17 protein-coding genes, 1 tRNA gene and 1 pseudogene are annotated in these 16,531 nt (G+C 60.1%); 6 read left to right on the top strand and 13 right to left on the bottom strand.

From position 1 onward, the window contains the following. Positions 1–2: 2 nt before the first annotated feature. The 7 genes from AC1MDC_RS14675 to AC1MDC_RS14645 form a co-directional block, all read right to left on the bottom strand. Entirely contained in the window at positions 3–428 is a 426-nt protein-coding gene (locus AC1MDC_RS14675) for an ExbD/TolR family protein (RefSeq protein ID WP_007955109.1), read from the bottom strand. An 11-nt stretch (positions 429–439) separates the two neighbouring features. Then, entirely contained in the window at positions 440–2,239 is a 1,800-nt protein-coding gene (locus AC1MDC_RS14670; RefSeq protein ID WP_480393236.1) for a DUF2341 domain-containing protein, read from the bottom strand. A gap of 14 nt (positions 2,240–2,253) precedes the next feature. Continuing rightward, the gene (locus tag AC1MDC_RS14665; protein WP_480393235.1) at positions 2,254–3,849 is read right to left on the bottom strand and encodes a ShlB/FhaC/HecB family hemolysin secretion/activation protein; all 1,596 of its coding nucleotides are present in this window, start codon (positions 3,847–3,849) and stop codon (positions 2,254–2,256) included. 55 nt (positions 3,850–3,904) lie between these two features. Further along, entirely contained in the window at positions 3,905–4,531 is a 627-nt protein-coding gene (locus AC1MDC_RS14660; RefSeq protein ID WP_085703965.1) for a transposase, read from the bottom strand. 186 nt (positions 4,532–4,717) lie between these two features. Next, a complete protein-coding gene (locus AC1MDC_RS14655) occupies positions 4,718–5,926 on the bottom strand; it encodes a DSD1 family PLP-dependent enzyme (protein WP_480393257.1) in 1,209 nt (402 codons plus the stop codon). A 74-nt stretch (positions 5,927–6,000) separates the two neighbouring features. Next, positions 6,001–7,329: a D-arabinono-1,4-lactone oxidase gene (locus AC1MDC_RS14650; protein WP_480393256.1), complete on the bottom strand. Its 1,329-nt coding sequence runs from the start codon at positions 7,327–7,329 to the stop codon at positions 6,001–6,003. 76 nt (positions 7,330–7,405) lie between these two features. Beyond that, a complete protein-coding gene (locus AC1MDC_RS14645; RefSeq protein WP_085683848.1) occupies positions 7,406–7,759 on the bottom strand; it encodes a c-type cytochrome in 354 nt (117 codons plus the stop codon). Between the two features lie 265 nt (positions 7,760–8,024). Here AC1MDC_RS14645 and AC1MDC_RS14640 point away from each other — a divergent pair, with 265 nt between their 5' ends. Then, on the top strand, positions 8,025–9,650 hold the full coding sequence (locus AC1MDC_RS14640) for an NADP-dependent glyceraldehyde-3-phosphate dehydrogenase (RefSeq protein WP_266200470.1): 1,626 nt from the start codon (positions 8,025–8,027) through the stop codon (positions 9,648–9,650). A 46-nt stretch (positions 9,651–9,696) separates the two neighbouring features. After that, positions 9,697–10,737, top strand: coding sequence for an FUSC family protein (locus AC1MDC_RS14635; RefSeq protein WP_170929792.1), 1,041 nt, complete (start codon positions 9,697–9,699; stop codon positions 10,735–10,737). A 3-nt stretch (positions 10,738–10,740) separates the two neighbouring features. Here the strand turns inward: AC1MDC_RS14635 and AC1MDC_RS14630 are convergent, their stop codons facing one another. Then, complete coding sequence (locus AC1MDC_RS14630; RefSeq protein ID WP_085700730.1) at positions 10,741–11,634, bottom strand: DMT family transporter; 894 nt, start codon at positions 11,632–11,634, stop codon at positions 10,741–10,743. Positions 11,635–11,771: 137 nt separating this feature from the next. On the opposite strand from AC1MDC_RS14630, the gene AC1MDC_RS14625 reads away from it, so the two are divergent. Next, the gene (locus AC1MDC_RS14625; protein WP_085700731.1) at positions 11,772–12,209 is read left to right on the top strand and encodes an Lrp/AsnC family transcriptional regulator; all 438 of its coding nucleotides are present in this window, start codon (positions 11,772–11,774) and stop codon (positions 12,207–12,209) included. Positions 12,210–12,248: 39 nt separating this feature from the next. Beyond that, positions 12,249–12,575 carry a YceK/YidQ family lipoprotein gene (locus tag AC1MDC_RS14620; protein ID WP_085703955.1) on the top strand — a complete coding sequence of 109 codons (327 nt, stop codon included), beginning with the start codon at positions 12,249–12,251 and terminating at the stop codon, positions 12,573–12,575. Between the two features lie 72 nt (positions 12,576–12,647). Here AC1MDC_RS14620 and AC1MDC_RS14615 read toward each other — a convergent pair whose 3' ends face one another. After that, positions 12,648–13,319, bottom strand: coding sequence for a Bax inhibitor-1/YccA family protein (locus AC1MDC_RS14615; protein WP_007955123.1), 672 nt, complete (start codon positions 13,317–13,319; stop codon positions 12,648–12,650). 122 nt (positions 13,320–13,441) lie between these two features. On the opposite strand from AC1MDC_RS14615, the gene AC1MDC_RS14610 reads away from it, so the two are divergent. Continuing rightward, a tRNA-Ser gene (locus AC1MDC_RS14610) sits at positions 13,442–13,529 on the top strand. Between the two features lie 251 nt (positions 13,530–13,780). Here AC1MDC_RS14610 and AC1MDC_RS14605 read toward each other — a convergent pair. From AC1MDC_RS14605 to AC1MDC_RS14595, 3 genes and pseudogenes are all read right to left on the bottom strand, one after another. Then, positions 13,781–14,077, bottom strand: a pseudogene (locus AC1MDC_RS14605) (TonB-dependent siderophore receptor); the annotation flags it as partial. A 71-nt stretch (positions 14,078–14,148) separates the two neighbouring features. Continuing rightward, entirely contained in the window at positions 14,149–14,478 is a 330-nt protein-coding gene (locus AC1MDC_RS14600) for a hypothetical protein (protein WP_085700762.1), read from the bottom strand. Between the two features lie 87 nt (positions 14,479–14,565). After that, a complete protein-coding gene (locus AC1MDC_RS14595) occupies positions 14,566–14,826 on the bottom strand; it encodes a hypothetical protein (RefSeq protein ID WP_085700763.1) in 261 nt (86 codons plus the stop codon). A gap of 151 nt (positions 14,827–14,977) precedes the next feature. Here AC1MDC_RS14595 and AC1MDC_RS14590 point away from each other — a divergent pair, with 151 nt between their 5' ends. Then, positions 14,978–15,118 (top strand): hypothetical protein, encoded by a 141-nt coding sequence (locus AC1MDC_RS14590; protein ID WP_480393234.1) that lies wholly within the window; start codon positions 14,978–14,980, stop codon positions 15,116–15,118. A gap of 294 nt (positions 15,119–15,412) precedes the next feature. Here AC1MDC_RS14590 and AC1MDC_RS14585 read toward each other — a convergent pair whose 3' ends face one another. After that, positions 15,413–16,339: a LysR family transcriptional regulator gene (locus AC1MDC_RS14585; RefSeq protein WP_480393233.1), complete on the bottom strand. Its 927-nt coding sequence runs from the start codon at positions 16,337–16,339 to the stop codon at positions 15,413–15,415. Positions 16,340–16,531 lie beyond the last annotated feature (192 nt).

The raw sequence follows: 16,531 nt of genomic DNA, 5'->3' as shown, positions 1-16,531 counted from the left end.
ACTCAGCCCTGCGTCGGTTTGCCGGTAACGAGACCGACCTGGGACAGTTCGAGCCGGCGCAACAGATCCAGCACTTCGATGACCTTTTGGTATTGCACCGTGGCATCGCCGCGCACGATCACCGGGAAGTCCGGGTTCTGCGCCTTCTCGATGCGCAGGCGTTCTTCCAGCTCCGGCAGCGTCACCGGGTAGGCGTCGAGGAACACCTGGCCGCCATCGTTGACCGAAATCGCCTTGGTCTTGGCCTCGGACAGCGACACGGCGGCGCTGGCCTTGGGCAGGTTGATCTGAATCCCGGAGACCTGCGCGGTGGCAGTGAGGATGAACATCACCAGCACCACCATCAGCACGTCCACCAGTGGCGTGATGTTGATGCTGTCCACCGCTGCATCTTCGTCATCGTCGTGGGAGGCATTTACGGACGCCATGTCAGTGCTCCTCAGGCCGGTACGGAGTGATTGGCGTGATGACCGCGCTGATGCGCCGCCTCACTGGACTGGCCTTCGCCGTGCATCTCCGCCAGACGGGTGATGAACTCGTCGACAAACACACGCATGTCGGCGCTGACTTCCTTGTTGCGAGTGATCAGGCGGTTGTAGCCAAACAGCGCCGGGATCGCGACGAACAGGCCCATGGCGGTAGCGAGCAATGCTGCCGCCATGCCTGGCGCGATGGCGTTGATGTTTACGTCACCGGCCATGGCCGTGCCGAGGAACACCACCATGATCCCCAGCACGGTGCCGAGCAGGCCGATGTACGGGCCGCCGGCGATGGCGTTGGACAGGGTCGAGAGTTTCGAACTCAGTTGCTGGTTTTCCCGGGTGCGCACGCCGTCCATGGAGCAGCGGATCGCTTCGATGGTCGCCGCCGAAACCGACGAGGTATCGGCGCCCTGCTCGCGGCGGGTGCGGATCTCTTTCACCGCCACCTGATACAGGCGCCACAGCGGCGAATGCTGCAAGCGCTGGGCGAGCTGGGTGTCGTCGGCGAACATTTCCAGGCGAGTGCCAACCTTGGCGAATTGCACGCGGAAGTCTTCGTTGGCGGCGGTGACGCGGCTGAGGGTGCGGTTCTTGCGCAGCATGATGATCCACGACTGGAACATCATCAGCACCAGCACCGCGATGATCACCCAGGCATCGACCGGCACGGCGTTGAGCAGGAAACCGAGGCTGCCGAAACCGAAGCCGGACTGTTCTTCATCGACGCCGTAAGCCACCAGTTTCGACTCGGCGCCCTGGGAAGTGGCGTCAGCCAGCAACAGCGGCGCCGGACGGGCGACTTTCGACAGACGCAGCTCATCGATGGCACCCACGAACGGCTGGAAAGGACCTTCATGCAGATCAGCGCCGATGGCCATGACCGAGTTGAACGCCGGCATCGCTTGAGCGAGCGATGCGCCTTCGCGACCGTTGATGTACAGCGTCACTTTGGCGCCTTCAGCGGTCAGTGCGACGTGCTGCCATTGACCTGGATTCAGCGGTTGCGTGGCGACGGCGCGCTGGCCGTCGATTTCCACGAACGGTACGCCCTGATTCACACCGACCAGCAGGCTGTGGGCGCCTTCGCGACGGGCCAGAATCAGTTGCTCGCCGTTAGCCTGATCCAGTCGCAACCAGGCACTGAAGGTGAACGCGCTGCCGGCGTTGTGCTGCAGCGACGGACTGGCCGGCAACAGCAACGGCTGGCCGCTGAACTGCAAGGCCCGGCCTACTACGCCGTCAATCGCGCTGCCAGTGGCGCTCTGCGCGGTGTTGCCGTAGGCGGTGGTGTCTTTTGCCGGGGTGCCGGTGGCGCCCTCGAAGTGATAGAGCGCGGTGTAATTCGGATCGAACGTAAGCTGGCCGTTGCCAGTGGCCGGCGCCTTCTGGTTGCCGTAGTACATCCAGATGTCCTGACGCTGACCGCCCTCGACATTCGGCACGTCGACCCAGATCAGCGCCATGCCCATCAGCGCGTCGAAGCTTTCGATCTGGTGGTTGAGCACGGTCTTGTCATCGGCGGCGACGAAACGCAGGTCCGAGCCGTCCTCTTTCACGCCGTCAAACGTGAAGTTGCCGGTGTGCAGGCGCACCAGCAGCGCGGTGCGGCCAAGGGCCTGATTGATCGCGGCGCCTTGCGGCGTGGTGTCGACGGCGATCTGTTTGCGGTAGTGCCAGTCGTCCTGCCACCAGGCCTGAGCCGTGGCCGGGAGCACGAAGCCCAGGCAGATCAACAACGAAAGGAAAAGGCGCTGCATGGAGGTGCTCCTTGTTAGAAAGTGGCCTGAAGGTTGAAGTGCAGGCGCGATTCCTGTTTCGAGGTGTTCGGCCCTTCGAGTAGCGGGTAGCCCCAGTCGAGGCTGCCGGACAGCCATTTGCTGAGGCTGGCGCGGGTGCCGAGGCCGACGCTGGCCAGGGCGTAATTGGCATCCTGGTCCGGCAGTTCGTCGCGCAGGTAGAGTTGCGCGCCCTCGGCGAAGGCGTAGAAGCGCCAGTCCTGCATCCAGCCGCCGACGTACTTGGCCAGCGACGGTGTGCGCAGTTCTTCGCTCAGCAGAAAGCCGTCATCGGCGGTACGTTCAGCGGCCAGATAGCCGCGCACCGAAGTCGCACCGCCAGCGGAGAATTGTTCGTTGGAAACCAGCGGCCCCGACGCCAGCTGGAACGCGGCTTTGCTTGCGCTCTGCCAGTCGCTGTCGAAGGTCCAGGTGAAGTTGGTATCGCCCTTGAGCACGGCGAAACTCGGGTTGGCGCGGTAGCGTTTGTAGTCGAAGTCTTCGTCGGAGCTGCCGTAACCGAAGAAGCTTCGAGTGGCCGCGACCAGGCTCAGGCCGAGGCCGAGCTGGCTCTTTTCGCTGTAGCGATAGCCGTTGTAGGCGAAGGTGAACGGCGCGTATTTGAGCGGCACCTTGTCGCTTTCGCCGGACAGGGTCAGGCGCTCGTCGAAGTCTTTGAAGTCGATGCCGGCCGACAGCGAGTTCGACCAGTTGCCGCTGGACGGGATCGTGTAGATCGCCGCTAACCCGTAGGAATGGCCCTTGCCGAGCACGTTGCTGCCGCCGAGGGTGGCGACGTTGCTGTCGGACTGGTAGCCGGAGAACTGCACGCTCCAGCGCTCGGTCAGCGGCGCGGTGTAGGAGCCCGACCAGACCTTGGCATTGTCGGTTTCCTGGGGCGCGGTGAAGAACGTCAGGTTGACGCTGTGCCCCAACTGCCAAAGATTGTTGTAACCGAGGCTGGTGACAGTACGCAGTTTTTCGGTGTCGGCGCTGTAGTCGTTGTTCAGGCCGACGCTGGCGGTCCACGGGTTCTGGTCTTCGACTTGCAGATCGACGTCCATGGTGCCGGGGCGCTGACCTTCGCGCACCAGCGGCATCACCTGCCGGCCCGGGGTCTTGTTGAGTTGCGCCAGTTCGCCCTGGACCTTGGCGAAGTCCGGCACCTCGCCTTCCTTCAGCGCCGGGACGTTGTCGCGGATGTCCAGCGGCGAATAGTGTTTGGCGCCGACCACACGCACCCGGCCGACCTTGGTTTCGCTGACTTGCAGATAGACGATGCCGTCGGCCACGGCTTGCTCCGGCAGTTCGACGAACACCGATTGGTAGCCGCGTTCCTGATAAGCCTTCTGCAAGGCGTCTCGCGCGCCTTCGATGTCGCTCAAGGCCTTTTGCGGGCCGAGGAACGGGTACACCGCTTCTTCGATGGCCCGCGCATCGAGCACAGTGTTGCCGCGCACGAAGTATTCGTTGACGTCCACCAGACGTTGCGCACCTGCGTTTGCGGCCTCATCGGCGAACGCCGGCTGCACGCCGGCCGTCACCAGCAGCCAGCCCCACAGCGCCAGCCGTGACGTGAAAATCTGCTCCACACTACCCCCTGAAATTCGCGATGACCTGTTGGCGCTCATGCGCCTTGCGTGTGCGTCAATTACTGGCGTTGTTAATTGCTGACGTGCGGGGCCCGGTGTGTTTGCCCAGCCAGGTGTGCAGCAGCGCGAAGTTCAGCGAGAACTCGGGCATTTGCAGCAGCGCGCCGCAGAACACTTCACCGATGATTTTCTGGATGAGCTGCACCGCACGCGGCTCGTTGAGCAACGTGGCGATGTCGCGACTGAGGACGTTGAAGCTCCAGACTTTCTGGTTCAGGCCGAGGCCGACAAACCAGCGGAACAGCAGGTTGTAATTGAGCTGTTCATAGAGCTGCTGCTCGCTGGGCACCGAATACAGCAGTTGCAGCAGCAGGATATGCATGACCGTCTGCGGGGCGATCAGCATGCCGGGTTGGGCATCGAGGTCGTGCAGGAGGTCGCGATGGGCGTCGAGCAGGTCATCGATCTGCGGGCGCAGCAGCACCAGCGAATGACCCGGCGGAATATAACTGGAGACCTCTTTCAAGGCGCCCTGCCAGTCATCCTGCGACACGATCCAGACCCACGGCGCACCGTAGCGATACACCGAAACCGGCTTCTTACGCGCGGCTTCAACGATCTTCGACAGGCGTTGATCGAGTTCCTGCATGCCTACTTTCGAGTAGCGTTCCATAGTCCCCATTGCCTCACTCCCGGCGTCCCGCCTCGGCTTGTGAAAAGCGCCCAAAGGGCCCCTCAAGCGCGTTACATAGGCATGACCGGACTGGCGATGTGCTACCGAACTTTTGTCATAAAAGCTTCATTGCGGAAATCGAATGAGATCGATCAGGCACCATAAAAACCTGTGGGAGCGAGCTTGTTTTATTGGTCAGGAATAAACCGGCCAGGTATCGACGATCTTGCCGCCACGTACCGCCAGCAAATCACCGAATTGCAGGAGGACGGCTTCGGTCTGGGTCGGTCGCAGAAAGACTTGATCCTCCACCGTCAGCCCCACGGCATTCGAACCATTGACCATCTCCTGATTCGAGCTACGGCCGTAAACGCCATTGCTTTGAAGCCCCGGCGGCGATTCGAACTCGGCCATCCAGTTACCGCCGTAGATGAAGAAAGTCTGGCGCTGGTTGGTGTCCCACCACGAAAACAGTTTCGACTTGTCATCCAGCGCCGGAATGTTTACTGCTCCGGTGCTTTTCAACACCGGCGTGGCGATGTACGCGGCGGGTTCGTGTTCAACCAGAGAAGGCAAGTCGTAATGAGTCGGCTTGAGCATCGCCGTGCCCACCGACACCTCAGTGCTCAGGTGCTCGTTTTCATGCATGCGGTAACTCGGGCTGCCGGCAGTGTTCAGGCACAAGCCGTCGTGCCAGAGCGCCGGGTATTGCTGCCGGATAAAGTCGACGCAGCGCTGATAAATCACCATCACCCTGGCGAACAGTTCCTCGGGCGAACCGAGAATCCCCGGCACACCCATACCCACGAACGGGTCGTAGCCCATGAACCCGGCGAATTCCAGATGCTGCGGGTTGGCGGCGATCAGCGCGAGCATTTGCCCGAGCACGTTCAGATCGCTGACGCCGCCCCGGTGCAGGCCGACGTCCAGCTCGATGTTGATCCGCATGCGAGTGCCCAAGCCCTGGGCCAGCGCGAGGTATTGCTGCAAGCGTTCGGGGTTGTCGATCAGCCATTGCAGTTGTTTCGCCGGGTCGAACGGGCCTTTGTGGGTCTGGTAGAAAATCTCCGCCGAACGCACCGGTAGCGGCTTGCCGAGCAGGATGTCCGATTGCGGAAACGTCACCGCATCATGATTGAGAAACGGCTGATGAAACGACATCAGTCGCTGCGTCCCTGCCCGTTGGCCGATGTAGCTGAGCAGGCCCGGTGACGGCAGGGATTTCTCCACCAGCCGCAACTGCTTGCCCGCACGATTGACCGAACGCATCACCACGTCGATGTTGTGGTCGAGGCGATCCAGATCAATCAGCAACACCGGGCGCATCGGGCCTTTGCTCTTGAGTTCATTGTTCAGCGCCCGGAAATAGTCGCTGTAAGGCCCGCCGCGATCCCCCGGCCGCAGCCATGCGCCAACCCCCACCAGCAAAGCGCCGACACCCAAAGTCCCGAGCACGAAATTACGTCGATTGACCGCCATCAGCTCACCCCCAGAATCGACGACAGATGCCCGTTGAGAAACTTGCCGCTCGGGTCCAGCGCCTGGCGTACCTGAATGAATTCCTGCCAGCGCGGATAGAGCGTTTGCAACGTGCGGGCGTTGAGCGTGTGCAATTTGCCCCAGTGCGGCCGGCCGTTGTACTTCCAGAAGATCGGCTCGATCGCGGCGAAGAAGTTATGGTGGTCCATCTGGTAATGCTGGTGGACCGAGATCGAGCAGCTGTCGCGGCCCTCGAACATGCTCAGCGGAATGTCGTCGGCCTTCACATAGCGGTATTCGATGGGAAACCAGGTGCGCAGGTCCTTGTCGCGGATCAGCTTGAGAATCTCCCGCAGACACGCCGGGCCATGTTCAGCGGGCACCGAATATTCCATTTCATTGAAGCGCACGGTGCGCACGTTGGCGTAGATGTCGAACGAGTCACCAACCCGGTCATCAAAGCTCGCCAGATGCCGCAGGCTGTTGAGCAGCGAACTGCGCAAGTCCGGGAAATCGCTGCCGTACTTGTCGATCTTCTCGATCAGGGTCACGAACTCGTTGCCGCCCTCCTCTTCAGGCGGGATCGGCGGCGTGGGCGGGTCGGTGGTTTCGTTGAGGGCGATCGACAAGGCGTAGTCGGAATGGGTGACGACGAGCATTTCCCAGTGCTGGTTTTCGCTTGTGTTCTTGTCGATGTCTTCCAGCAGCTCTTCGGTCCTGGCGATCCATTGGCGTTCGCGCAGGCGATAGGCCGGGCGGTTTTGCAGGCGGATTTTGGTCGCCACGCCCAGCGCGCCCAGGGATACACGGGCGGCGTTGAATACCTCGGGGTGACGCTGGCTGTCGCAATCCAGCACTTCGCCGCTGGCGGTGACCAATTGCATCCCGCAGACGTGGGCGGAATAGGACTGGAAGGTTTTGCCGGTGCCGTGAGTCGAGGTGGAAATGGCCCCGGCCAGGGTCTGATAATCGATGTCGGCCATGTTTTGCAGGGCCTGACCGACGTCCTTGAGCGGTACGCCCATGCGCGACATCGGCGTGCCGGCGGCGAATTCGGCTTGCAGGGTTTTCGGGTCGTGATCGAGCAGGCCGTTGAAGTAGCTGAGCGACAACAGCGTACCGTCGGTTGGCACCAGCGCGCTGAAGGAATGCGCCGAGCCGACCGGGCGGATCTTGCCAGTTGCCTGCTGAATGATCGTCGTCAGTTCATCCAGATTCTTCGGCGCCACCCGCGCCGCCGGCAGGCAGCTCTGGCCGCCCGACCAGTTGCGCCAGGGAATCAGCCGTGGCGCGCGCATCAACTGGCCCAGCGCCGGATTGGAAGCCAGCGCGCTGAACGCTCCGACGATGCTTGCCCGTTGCAACAACTGCCGGCGTGTCAGATCTATCGGCATGCCAGGATCCTTATTGTGGGAGCGGCTGATCGGCCATGAAGCCGATCAACTGAAGGAATTGCTCTTCCGAGCACTCGACGCACTGGCCCATCGGCGGCATGCCGTTGTAGCCGTTGATGGCGTGGTCGAGCAGCGTATCGGCGCCCTGCTGGATGCGCGGTTCCCAGGCCTTGCGGTCACCGGTCAACGGCGCATTCGCGGCAGGGTTGGCGTGGCAGAGCTGGCAGCTGTTGGCGTAGATCTGCGCCAGCGCCGGGTCTTTGGGAATGGCGTTGTTGGTGCTGGCCGGGGGCTTGGGGTCTTCGCCACAGCCAGGCAGCGTCATGGCCAATGCCAGTAATAATGTGAGTCGGATTGCCCGCATAACGGCCTCGCTTATTGTTGTGGTCACACCTTAAGGCAGGCAGGTCGGCGGGTTGAGGGCATTGCGGGACATTGAGGGGGGCAAACGGGGCCAGCCCATTACCGAAGACGATCGTTCCCACGCGCCGCGTGGGAATGCCTCAAGGGTGGATGCCCGCTCTGCTGTGCGGTTTCGCGTGACATTCGCGTGACATTTGCGGGTTTAAATTTCGGCGCGTTCAGGCGTATAACCGTTACAGACTTTTTCAATGACGCGGGGTAGCGACATGACCACAGCAAACATCCTTGGCAACCTGTTCCCTTCTGTCAGCGACATCCCGGAAAAATACCGCCTCGACGGTCAGGTCGAACAACGCGAATACCTGGTCGATGGCGAGTTGCGCCGCTGGGACGGCCCGCTCGCCACCGTGCGCAGCCCGGTCTATCTGCAGGGCGACAACGGCGACGAACAAGTGATCCTCGGCAGCACGCCGCTGCTGGACGCCGACACCGCCCTCACCGCCCTCGACGCCGCCGTGCGCGCCTACGACCGGGGCCAGGGCCTGTGGCCGACCCTGCGCGTGGCCGAACGCATCCAGCACGTCGAGGCCTTCCTCGGGCGCATGCGCCAACAGCGCGATGCCGTGGTGAAACTGCTGATGTGGGAAATCGGCAAAAACCTCAAGGACTCGGAAAAAGAGTTCGACCGCACCTGCGACTATATCGTCGACACCATCAATGCACTGAAAGAACTCGACCGCCGCTCCAGCCGCTTCGAGCTGGAACAGGACACCCTCGGCCAGATCCGCCGCGTCCCGCTTGGCGTGGCGCTGTGCATGGGCCCCTACAACTATCCGCTGAACGAGACCTTCACCACGCTGATTCCGGCGCTGATCATGGGCAACACCGTGGTGTTCAAACCGGCCAAGCTCGGCGTGCTGCTGATCCGCCCATTGCTTGAAGCCTTCCGCGACAGCTTCCCGACCGGCGTGATCAACGTGATTTACGGCAGCGGCCGTGAGACCGTCAGTGCGCTGATGGCCAGCGGCAAGATCGACATCTTCGCCTTCATCGGCACCAACAAGGCCGCCAGCGACCTGAAAAAACTGCACCCGAAACCACACCGTTTGCGCGCCGCGCTGGGGCTGGATGCGAAGAACCCCGGCATCGTTCTGCCCGAGGTGGATCTGGACAATGCCGTCAGCGAAGCGGTTACCGGCTCTCTGTCGTTCAACGGCCAGCGCTGCACCGCGTTGAAAATCCTGTTCGTGCATGAAGACGTGGTCGAAAACTTCATCGAGAAATTCAACGCCAAACTGGCCAGCCTCAAACCGGGCATGCCGTGGGACAGCGGGGTTTCGCTGACGCCGCTGCCGGAGTCGGGCAAGGTCGATTATCTGCATGGTCTGGTGGCCGATGCGCAGAGCAAGGGCGCCCAGGTGGTCAACCCTGATGGTGGCGAAGCGCGGGCCTCGTTCTTCTATCCGGCGGTGCTGTACCCGGTGACGCCGCAGATGCGCGTGTATCAGGAAGAGCAATTCGGCCCGGTGGTGCCGATCGTGCCGTACCGTCACCTCGACACCGTCATCGACTACGTCCTGGAGTCGGACTTCGGCCAGCAACTGAGCATCTTCGGCACCAACCCGGTGGCGGTCGGTCGACTGGTCGACACCTTTGCCAACCAGGTCGGTCGGATCAATCTCAACGCCCAGTGCCAGCGCGGTCCGGACACTTACCCGTTCAACGGGCGCAAGAACTCCGCCGAGGGCACGCTGTCGGTACACGATGCACTGCGGGTGTTTTCGATCCGTACGCTGGTGGCAACCAAGTTCCAGGAACCCAACAAGGATCTGATCAGCGAAATCATTCGCGGGCGCGATTCGAACTTCATCGCCACCGACTACATCTTCTGAGGAGGAATCAGCGCTGAGTACTTTCAGCCCCCATCGCTGGCCGCCGCTGTTGCGGCGGATCCTGCGGCCATTGCTTGATCCGTATCGACGCTATCGCCATGCACGAACCATTCACGCGGTGCGGGTCGCACTGGGGTTGTTGGCGACGATCCTGCTGACCACCGGCATCAATCTGCCCCACGGCGAATGGGCGTCGGTGACCATGCTGGTGGTAATCGGCGGCTTGCAACACCACGGCAACATCGGCAAGAAAGCCGCCGAACGCGCCACCGGCACCTTGATCGGCGCCGGCGTCGGCCTGTTATTGGTGGCGCAGCATGCGTGGCTGGGCATGCCGTGGCTGACCTATTTTGCAATGGCGGTGGTGTGCGGATTCTTTTCGTATCACGCCATCGGCAAGGGCGGTTACACCGCCCTGCTCTCGGCCATCACCGTTTTCATCGTCGCCGGGCATGGCGACAACCCGATCACCGACGGGCTGTGGCGCGGGGTCGATATCCTGATCGGTATCGCCCTGGCCCTGGCCTTTTCTTTCGCCCTGCCGCTGTACGCGGTGTACTCGTGGCGCTACAACCTGGCCGATGCGTTGCGTGATTGCGCCACGGTGTACGGGCGGATCATCGGTGGCCAACCGGTGACGGCCGACGAACACTTGAAGTTGATGAGCCGGCTGAACGCGGTGATGGTGCAACTGCGTTCGCTGATGCCGTCGGTGTCCAAGGAAGTCAAAGTCTCGATGACCGAACTGGACGCGATCCAGCGTAACCTGCGCATGTGCATCAGCACTCTGGAAATCCTTGGCAACATCCGCCCGGACGCCAACGATCCCGACGCCATGGCGCACCTGCAAGCGGCGCTCAGGGCCGAGCACCGGCATATTCGCGTGCAATTGATCGGCATGGCCCGGGCGTTGAAAACCGGCGCATCCCAGCGGTTGGGACGCCCGGTGGAATTGCCGGACGCCAGCCTCGACACGCCGGTCTACAGCCCGCTGGACGGTTACCGTCTGTTGACCCGGCAACTGGCAGCCAACATCAGCGAGATGCGCCAGCGTCTGGCGAAGACTGCGCCGCGCTGGAATATCTGAGGTTTACTGCGCGGCCAGGCGCCGCGCCTTCAGGCCCCAGCCCTGTTGCATGCCGGCAGCGGCCAACAGGATCGCCGCCACGCCGATCCATTGCAGGGTTTGCAGTTGATGACCGAAAGCAAACCAGTCGACGAAAATCGCCGCGATCGGGTAGATGAACGACAGCGCGCCGGTCAATGCGGTCGGTAATTTCTGGATCGCACCGTAGAGCAGAACGTACATCAGGCCGGTATGGACAATGCCCAGCGTCACCAGACTGGCCCAAGCGCTTGGTGCCTCGGGCATTGCCGAGAAATGGGCGAACGGCGCGAGCAGCAACACACCGGTGCAGACCTGGATCAGCGCAATCAGATGCGGCGGCGTGCCGCTCAGGCGCTTGATGATCAACGCAGCGATGGCGTACAGAAACGCCGCCCCCAGCGCCAGTGCGATCCCCGTCAGGTAGTCACTGCCGCCCTCGCCCTGCCCGCCGTGGGCACTGACGATGGCCAGCATCCCCATGAAAGAAATCGCCAGCCAGAACAGCTTCTGCAGGGTGATCTTTTCGCCGAGAAACAGCGCCGCCAGCCCCACCAACATGAACGGCTGCACGTTGTACACCGCCGTCCCGATGGCAATCGAAGCCCGTGAATAAGAAGCGAACAGCAATACCCAGTTGCCGACAATCGCCACCCCACTGAGCACAGCAAGCAGGAATGTGGCGCGGGTCAGAATGCCTGACCGCAGGAAGCCGAAAGCGGCGCAGATCAGCAACAAAGTCCCGGCGCCGAACACGCAGCGCCAGAACACCACGTCCAGCACCGGTTGCCCGGACACCAGCACGAACCAGCCGATCGTCCCGGATATCAGCATGGCGGCGGTCATTTCGAATGAGCCGCGACGGATTGTTTTGTCCATCATCAATCTCCTTAATGTGTGGCAAAAGTATGCCAAGCGAGACCGAGGCTTCTCCAGCGCAAAAAGCAGGCTACACTCGATTTCTGCCTTTTTTATCAAGGGTGGTTTGAGCCATTCGCCTAATGCAGGAGTTTTGTATGACCGACGATATCGACCAGATCCTGATCGGGGCCTTGATGGAGGATTCGCGGCGCTCGCTCAAGGCGCTGGCGCAGATCAGCGGGCTGTCCTCGCCCAGCGTGGCCGAGCGCTTGCGCCGCCTGGAAGAACGCGGTGTGCTCAAGGGCTACACCGTGGAGATCGACCCGAAGTGCTTCGGTTATCAGTTGCAGGCGATTGTCCGGGTACGGCCATTGCCGGGGCAATTGCAGGAAGTCGAGCGGCAGATCCTGTCGATTCCCGAATTCACCGAATGCGACAAGGTTACTGGCGAGGATTGTTTTATCGCTCGTCTGCATGTGCGCTCGATGGAGCAGCTCGATACCCTGCTCGACCGGCTGAATACCCTGGCGGAAACCAATACCGCGATCGTCAAGAAGACCCCGGTGAAACGTCGATTGCCGCCGATGGGATAAGCGGCGAAGATTGAGTTTTTCCGGCGAAGGATTGGCGGCATGAAAATTCAGGCAATGATGCTGGCGGCGTTGATGCTGGCTGGGTGCGGGACGGTGCAGACCGTAGCATTCAGTGACAAGCATTCCACCGAGCAGTTGAAGGCTAACAAATCCTACTGCGGCGCCGTACCGCGCATCTACAGTGGCGTGACGTACGACTTCTGCCTGCTGCACGCCGAAAAGCCGGATGACGTCGATGCGTTCAACTACAAGAACGCGACGCCGGGCCTGCTGGTCGATGCGGCCGTGTCGGGAGTGCTCGATACATTGCTGTTGCCCTACACGATCTATAAGCAACAGGCTGATGGCAGCATCGTGATCAATTGATCGCCTGCTCTCTTTTTCGCAGGCAACAAAAAACCCGCTTTCGCGGGTTTTCTGTTTATAGCGGTGCAGCGATCAGTCGTCGCGGCTCATGATGCCGAAGATCTGCAACAGGCTGACGAACAGGTTGTAGATCGATACATACAGGCTGATGGTCGCCATGATGTAGTTGCGCTCGCCGCCATGGATGATGGCGCTGGTCTGGAACAGGATGCAGACCGACGAGAACAGTACGAAACCTGCGCTGATCGCCAGTTGCAGACCGCTGATCTGGAAGAACATGCTCGCCAGCGTCGCGCCCAGCAGGACGAAGAAACCGGCGGTGATGAAACCACCGAGGAAGCTCATGTCCTTGCGGGTGATCAGCACGTAGGCCGACAGACCACCAAACACCAGTGCGGTCATCGCGAATGCGGAGCTTACGACTTCAGCGCCGCCCTGCATGCCCAGGTAACGGTTGAGGATCGGGCCGAGCAGGAAACCCATGAAACCGGTCAGGGCAAACGCCGACACCAGGCCCCAGGCGGAATCACGAAGCTTGTTGGTGAGGAAGAACAGCCCGTAGAAACCGATCAGCACCACGAAAATGTTCGGGTAGCCGACCCGCATCTGCTGGGCTACGAACGCCATCACACCGCTGAATGCGAGGGTGAGCGCCAGTAGACCGTAAGTGTTGCGCAGGACGCGGCTAACCTCTAGCTGCTCAGCCTGCACGCTGTTGTGAACTGCGTAATCCTGTTCGCGCATGGCGACACTCCTGTTGGTTTGAAACGTTCAGTCGCAAAGATCATAACAGACGCTCTGTAACAAGCCATGCACAGAGTTTGACAGTGTGTTTCATTCAGGTATTATGGCGCCCGCAACGCAACGGAGGTGTGGCCGAGTGGTTTAAGGCAACGGTCTTGAAAACCGTCGACTGTAACAGGTCCATGAGTTCGAATCCCATCGCCTCCGCCATATTTGATACGACAAAGCCCTGATTATTCAGGGCTTTGTCGTTTCTGGCTTTCAGGAAAAATTCTCCTCTGTCTAAGGATCATTTCCACATTTTTTCGCCAGTTTCCGCAACTTGCTCAGCGGTTTATCAGATCCGCCCACAAATCAGTGCTGCGTATGCGGCCGCTACAGCCGGCGCAAATTGCCTCACCTGCTGCAATAACGCGGCAGGTGAGGCGTCTACCAGCACTGCACGGTACAAGATGTAGGTATTACCGACTTTGCACGGTTCGCGGCGCCCCCGGACAGGCATAGATGTTGCCAAATGCGCCCTCTTCATAATCTCGGTCGAACAGGTTTTTCACTTCGATATTCAGAAGGTTGAAGCTGTTATTCGGGATGTTCATCAGCCGCGAGACTGAGCGCAGCACGTTGTCCCTGATCACCTCGGCATCGACATACGCATAGTCACCTATTACCCGCCATTCAGGCGTCAGGCTGCCGGCAACGTTGACGTCGAATCCACGACTACGCCTACCTTGGGCGAATCGTCCTCGCGCTTCAGCAGGCGCTCCGTCAAGAGCAACCGCAGCGGGATGCCGCCTGAATCAGGCGCATCCGCAGCAGTGACGTTAGAGGTTCAAATGGCTTGACGCGATCGTCTGCGAGGAAGGCTTTCAGATCCAAGTGCTGGTGCGGTTTGGCTCATCATTGCGATGAACTCTTTAGCTCGCTCGAACCCCCACTCCATTGCACCGGTCATCGTTTCGCCCGGTCGGGAATCGAAACCCTCCTCCAGGAGCATGGTGCCGGCTTGCCCGTATACCCCCAGAAACAGCTGAACGTCGCCAGTTTTGGACGTGCGAACTTGCACGTTTACCAGCTTCCCGTCCGGGAGTATTTCATCCTTGTTTCGAAAATGGATCTCGGGATTGGCCCAACCCCAATAAACGCTTCCACGTGTGCGCATTTCTGATCTCCAATTTCGGTGATCGAGTATGCATCACATTACATTCCGCATCCTATGAACAAGATGAACTCATCAGCGCGAAAACTCTTACTGAGTGGGTTTTAAGAAATTATTGCTGGAAGACTCATCGATAAGTTCTTCGTCGATGGCTGGCACGTCTGGACACGTCAGGCTGTCTGCAAACGCGATCCAGGCTGCGTAGGAACACTTTTGCCTGCTCAGCGCATCCTCCCAAATTTTGCCGGTCATCTCATCTGACACGACCAGCATCATCAGATGATTTGTTGTGGCTTCCAGATCGATCAGATGTTGATGGGATTTGAAGCGAAAATCATCATAAGCCTTCATTAGGACACGCTAACCGATTAGGGCTGGCTCGGAATTACGAGCCGCTATTCCTATGAAATCAGTATGGCACTAACCCTATAGGTTAGATACGAAAGAGAAATCCCCCTCTCCTTCACAGTCAGCCGTTATAGCGTCAAGGACGAGCTCGCCCATGGAAACGATAAAACTGATTCAGCCGGCCCCGGTTGTGCGCGATGAAAACGGGATGTACCAGCACTCCGACATGCTCGACATACCCGACTTCGAAGCATCGGGACGCGGCGCGGGAAAAAGCAAAACTGGAAGCGCTTGAGAAAGGTGACGAGCCGCTCGCCGAACGGATCGGGGAATTCCAGTTTTGCGACATTCGCCCAAATGCGCGTCAGAGATCAGCGATGTGAGCGACGTCCGTTCCATAACTCAAAGCAGGCCCCTTGTAGAGTGCGGTCTGTAGAGGACAGGGCCGTAAGGTCATCTCTGAAGACCCGGTGCCAGATGTATGCGCAGTCGTGCCGCCACGCAGCCAAGGAAAGCAACCTGTTCGCCGATCATTGCGCCTCGAAGCGTTGTTCATCGAGGCGCAAATCACTTTCTGCCCTGCGGCATTTCAATCGATAAGTTCTTTGGCCGTGGCTGCCAGTTGACTGCCAACACGATCTTTCAGCGCTTCAATAAACCGGGTGATTTTCGCATCGACAAACTGCCGGGAGGTATAAACGGCGTACACGTTGCGCTCATAGGTATGGTAGTCAGGCAAAACCCGCATGAGCTTGCCGGAACGCAAATCGTCGATGGCCGTGAACCCGGCCAGCAAGCCAATCCCCGCACTCTCTCGAATCGCATGCGCCATCGCATCCATATCGTTGACGCTGAAACTTGGCCCTGTCGGGACGAATGTCGCGTCCCCCGCTTTGCTCTTTAGCTGCCACTCATCCCGCACATAGTCCACGGTACTTAACAACAGACACTGGTGATCGCGCAGATCTTCAGGCGTCTGCGGGGCCGCATGCCGTGCCAGGTAATCTGGCGACGCCACCAGCACACAATGGCTGACACCGATCTTCTGGCTGACATACGCCGAATCGGGGAGCGCGCGGGCGATCAGAATCGAGACATCCAGTTGGTCTTCCAACAGGTTAGGCATGCGTTGCGAGAGCAATAAATCCACGGTCACTTCAGGAAATTGCTGGCGGTATTCCAGTACAGCCCCGGTGACCAGATGCCGAGCCAGTCCAGGGACGCAATGTACCCTCAGTGTTCCCCGAGGCTCCAGCGCGGCATTGCTGGCTTCGGCTTCGGCACTCTCCAGGTCAGCCAGAATTTTCGTGCAGCGCTCGTAGAACCGTCGCCCCGCATCGGTGACCGAGAGGCGTCGGGTCGAGCGCTGCAACAGGCGCGTATCGAGCACGTTTTCCAGCGCAGAGACCGCACGCGATACGTTACCGACCGTTGAATCCAGATGATTGGCCACGGCCGTAAAACTGCCCATCTCGACAACCTTTATGTACACCGACATGTTCGAAAGCTTATCCATCGCGACCTTCCTGTAGATCTGACGCTCACCCGTGATAACGCGCATTTTTTCCGGATGCTACACGTTCGGCCCGAGGCTCGATATTACCTCTGGCGACAACAATCATTCCCTCTGGCCCGTCTAAATCGATGGGCGCTCCTTCCATAGACTTGGTTGCACAGGCCGCCTGAACAGGCGCCGGGTTTGATACGA

The organism is Pseudomonas sp. 1, from assembly GCF_056626735.1.
This window is presented reverse-complemented; position numbering and strand designations above follow the sequence as displayed.

What these genes read in the sequence shown, in the direction of transcription:
- AC1MDC_RS14675 (WP_007955109.1), bottom strand. Translation starts at nt 428, where the DNA reads ATGGCGTCCGTAAATGCCTCCCACGACGATGACGAAGATGCAGCGGTG.
- AC1MDC_RS14670 (WP_480393236.1), bottom strand. Translation starts at nt 2,239, where the DNA reads ATGCAGCGCCTTTTCCTTTCGTTGTTGATCTGCCTGGGCTTCGTGCTC.
- AC1MDC_RS14660 (WP_085703965.1), bottom strand. Translation starts at nt 4,531, where the DNA reads ATGGGGACTATGGAACGCTACTCGAAAGTAGGCATGCAGGAACTCGAT.
- AC1MDC_RS14645 (WP_085683848.1), bottom strand. Translation starts at nt 7,759, where the DNA reads ATGCGGGCAATCCGACTCACATTATTACTGGCATTGGCCATGACGCTG.
- AC1MDC_RS14640 (WP_266200470.1), top strand. Translation starts at nt 8,025, where the DNA reads ATGACCACAGCAAACATCCTTGGCAACCTGTTCCCTTCTGTCAGCGAC.
- AC1MDC_RS14630 (WP_085700730.1), bottom strand. Translation starts at nt 11,634, where the DNA reads ATGGACAAAACAATCCGTCGCGGCTCATTCGAAATGACCGCCGCCATG.
- AC1MDC_RS14625 (WP_085700731.1), top strand. Translation starts at nt 11,772, where the DNA reads ATGACCGACGATATCGACCAGATCCTGATCGGGGCCTTGATGGAGGAT.
- AC1MDC_RS14620 (WP_085703955.1), top strand. Translation starts at nt 12,249, where the DNA reads ATGAAAATTCAGGCAATGATGCTGGCGGCGTTGATGCTGGCTGGGTGC.
- AC1MDC_RS14615 (WP_007955123.1), bottom strand. Translation starts at nt 13,319, where the DNA reads ATGCGCGAACAGGATTACGCAGTTCACAACAGCGTGCAGGCTGAGCAG.
- AC1MDC_RS14600 (WP_085700762.1), bottom strand. Translation starts at nt 14,478, where the DNA reads ATGCGCACACGTGGAAGCGTTTATTGGGGTTGGGCCAATCCCGAGATC.
- AC1MDC_RS14595 (WP_085700763.1), bottom strand. Translation starts at nt 14,826, where the DNA reads ATGAAGGCTTATGATGATTTTCGCTTCAAATCCCATCAACATCTGATC.
- AC1MDC_RS14590 (WP_480393234.1), top strand. Translation starts at nt 14,978, where the DNA reads ATGGAAACGATAAAACTGATTCAGCCGGCCCCGGTTGTGCGCGATGAA.
- AC1MDC_RS14585 (WP_480393233.1), bottom strand. Translation starts at nt 16,339, where the DNA reads ATGGATAAGCTTTCGAACATGTCGGTGTACATAAAGGTTGTCGAGATG.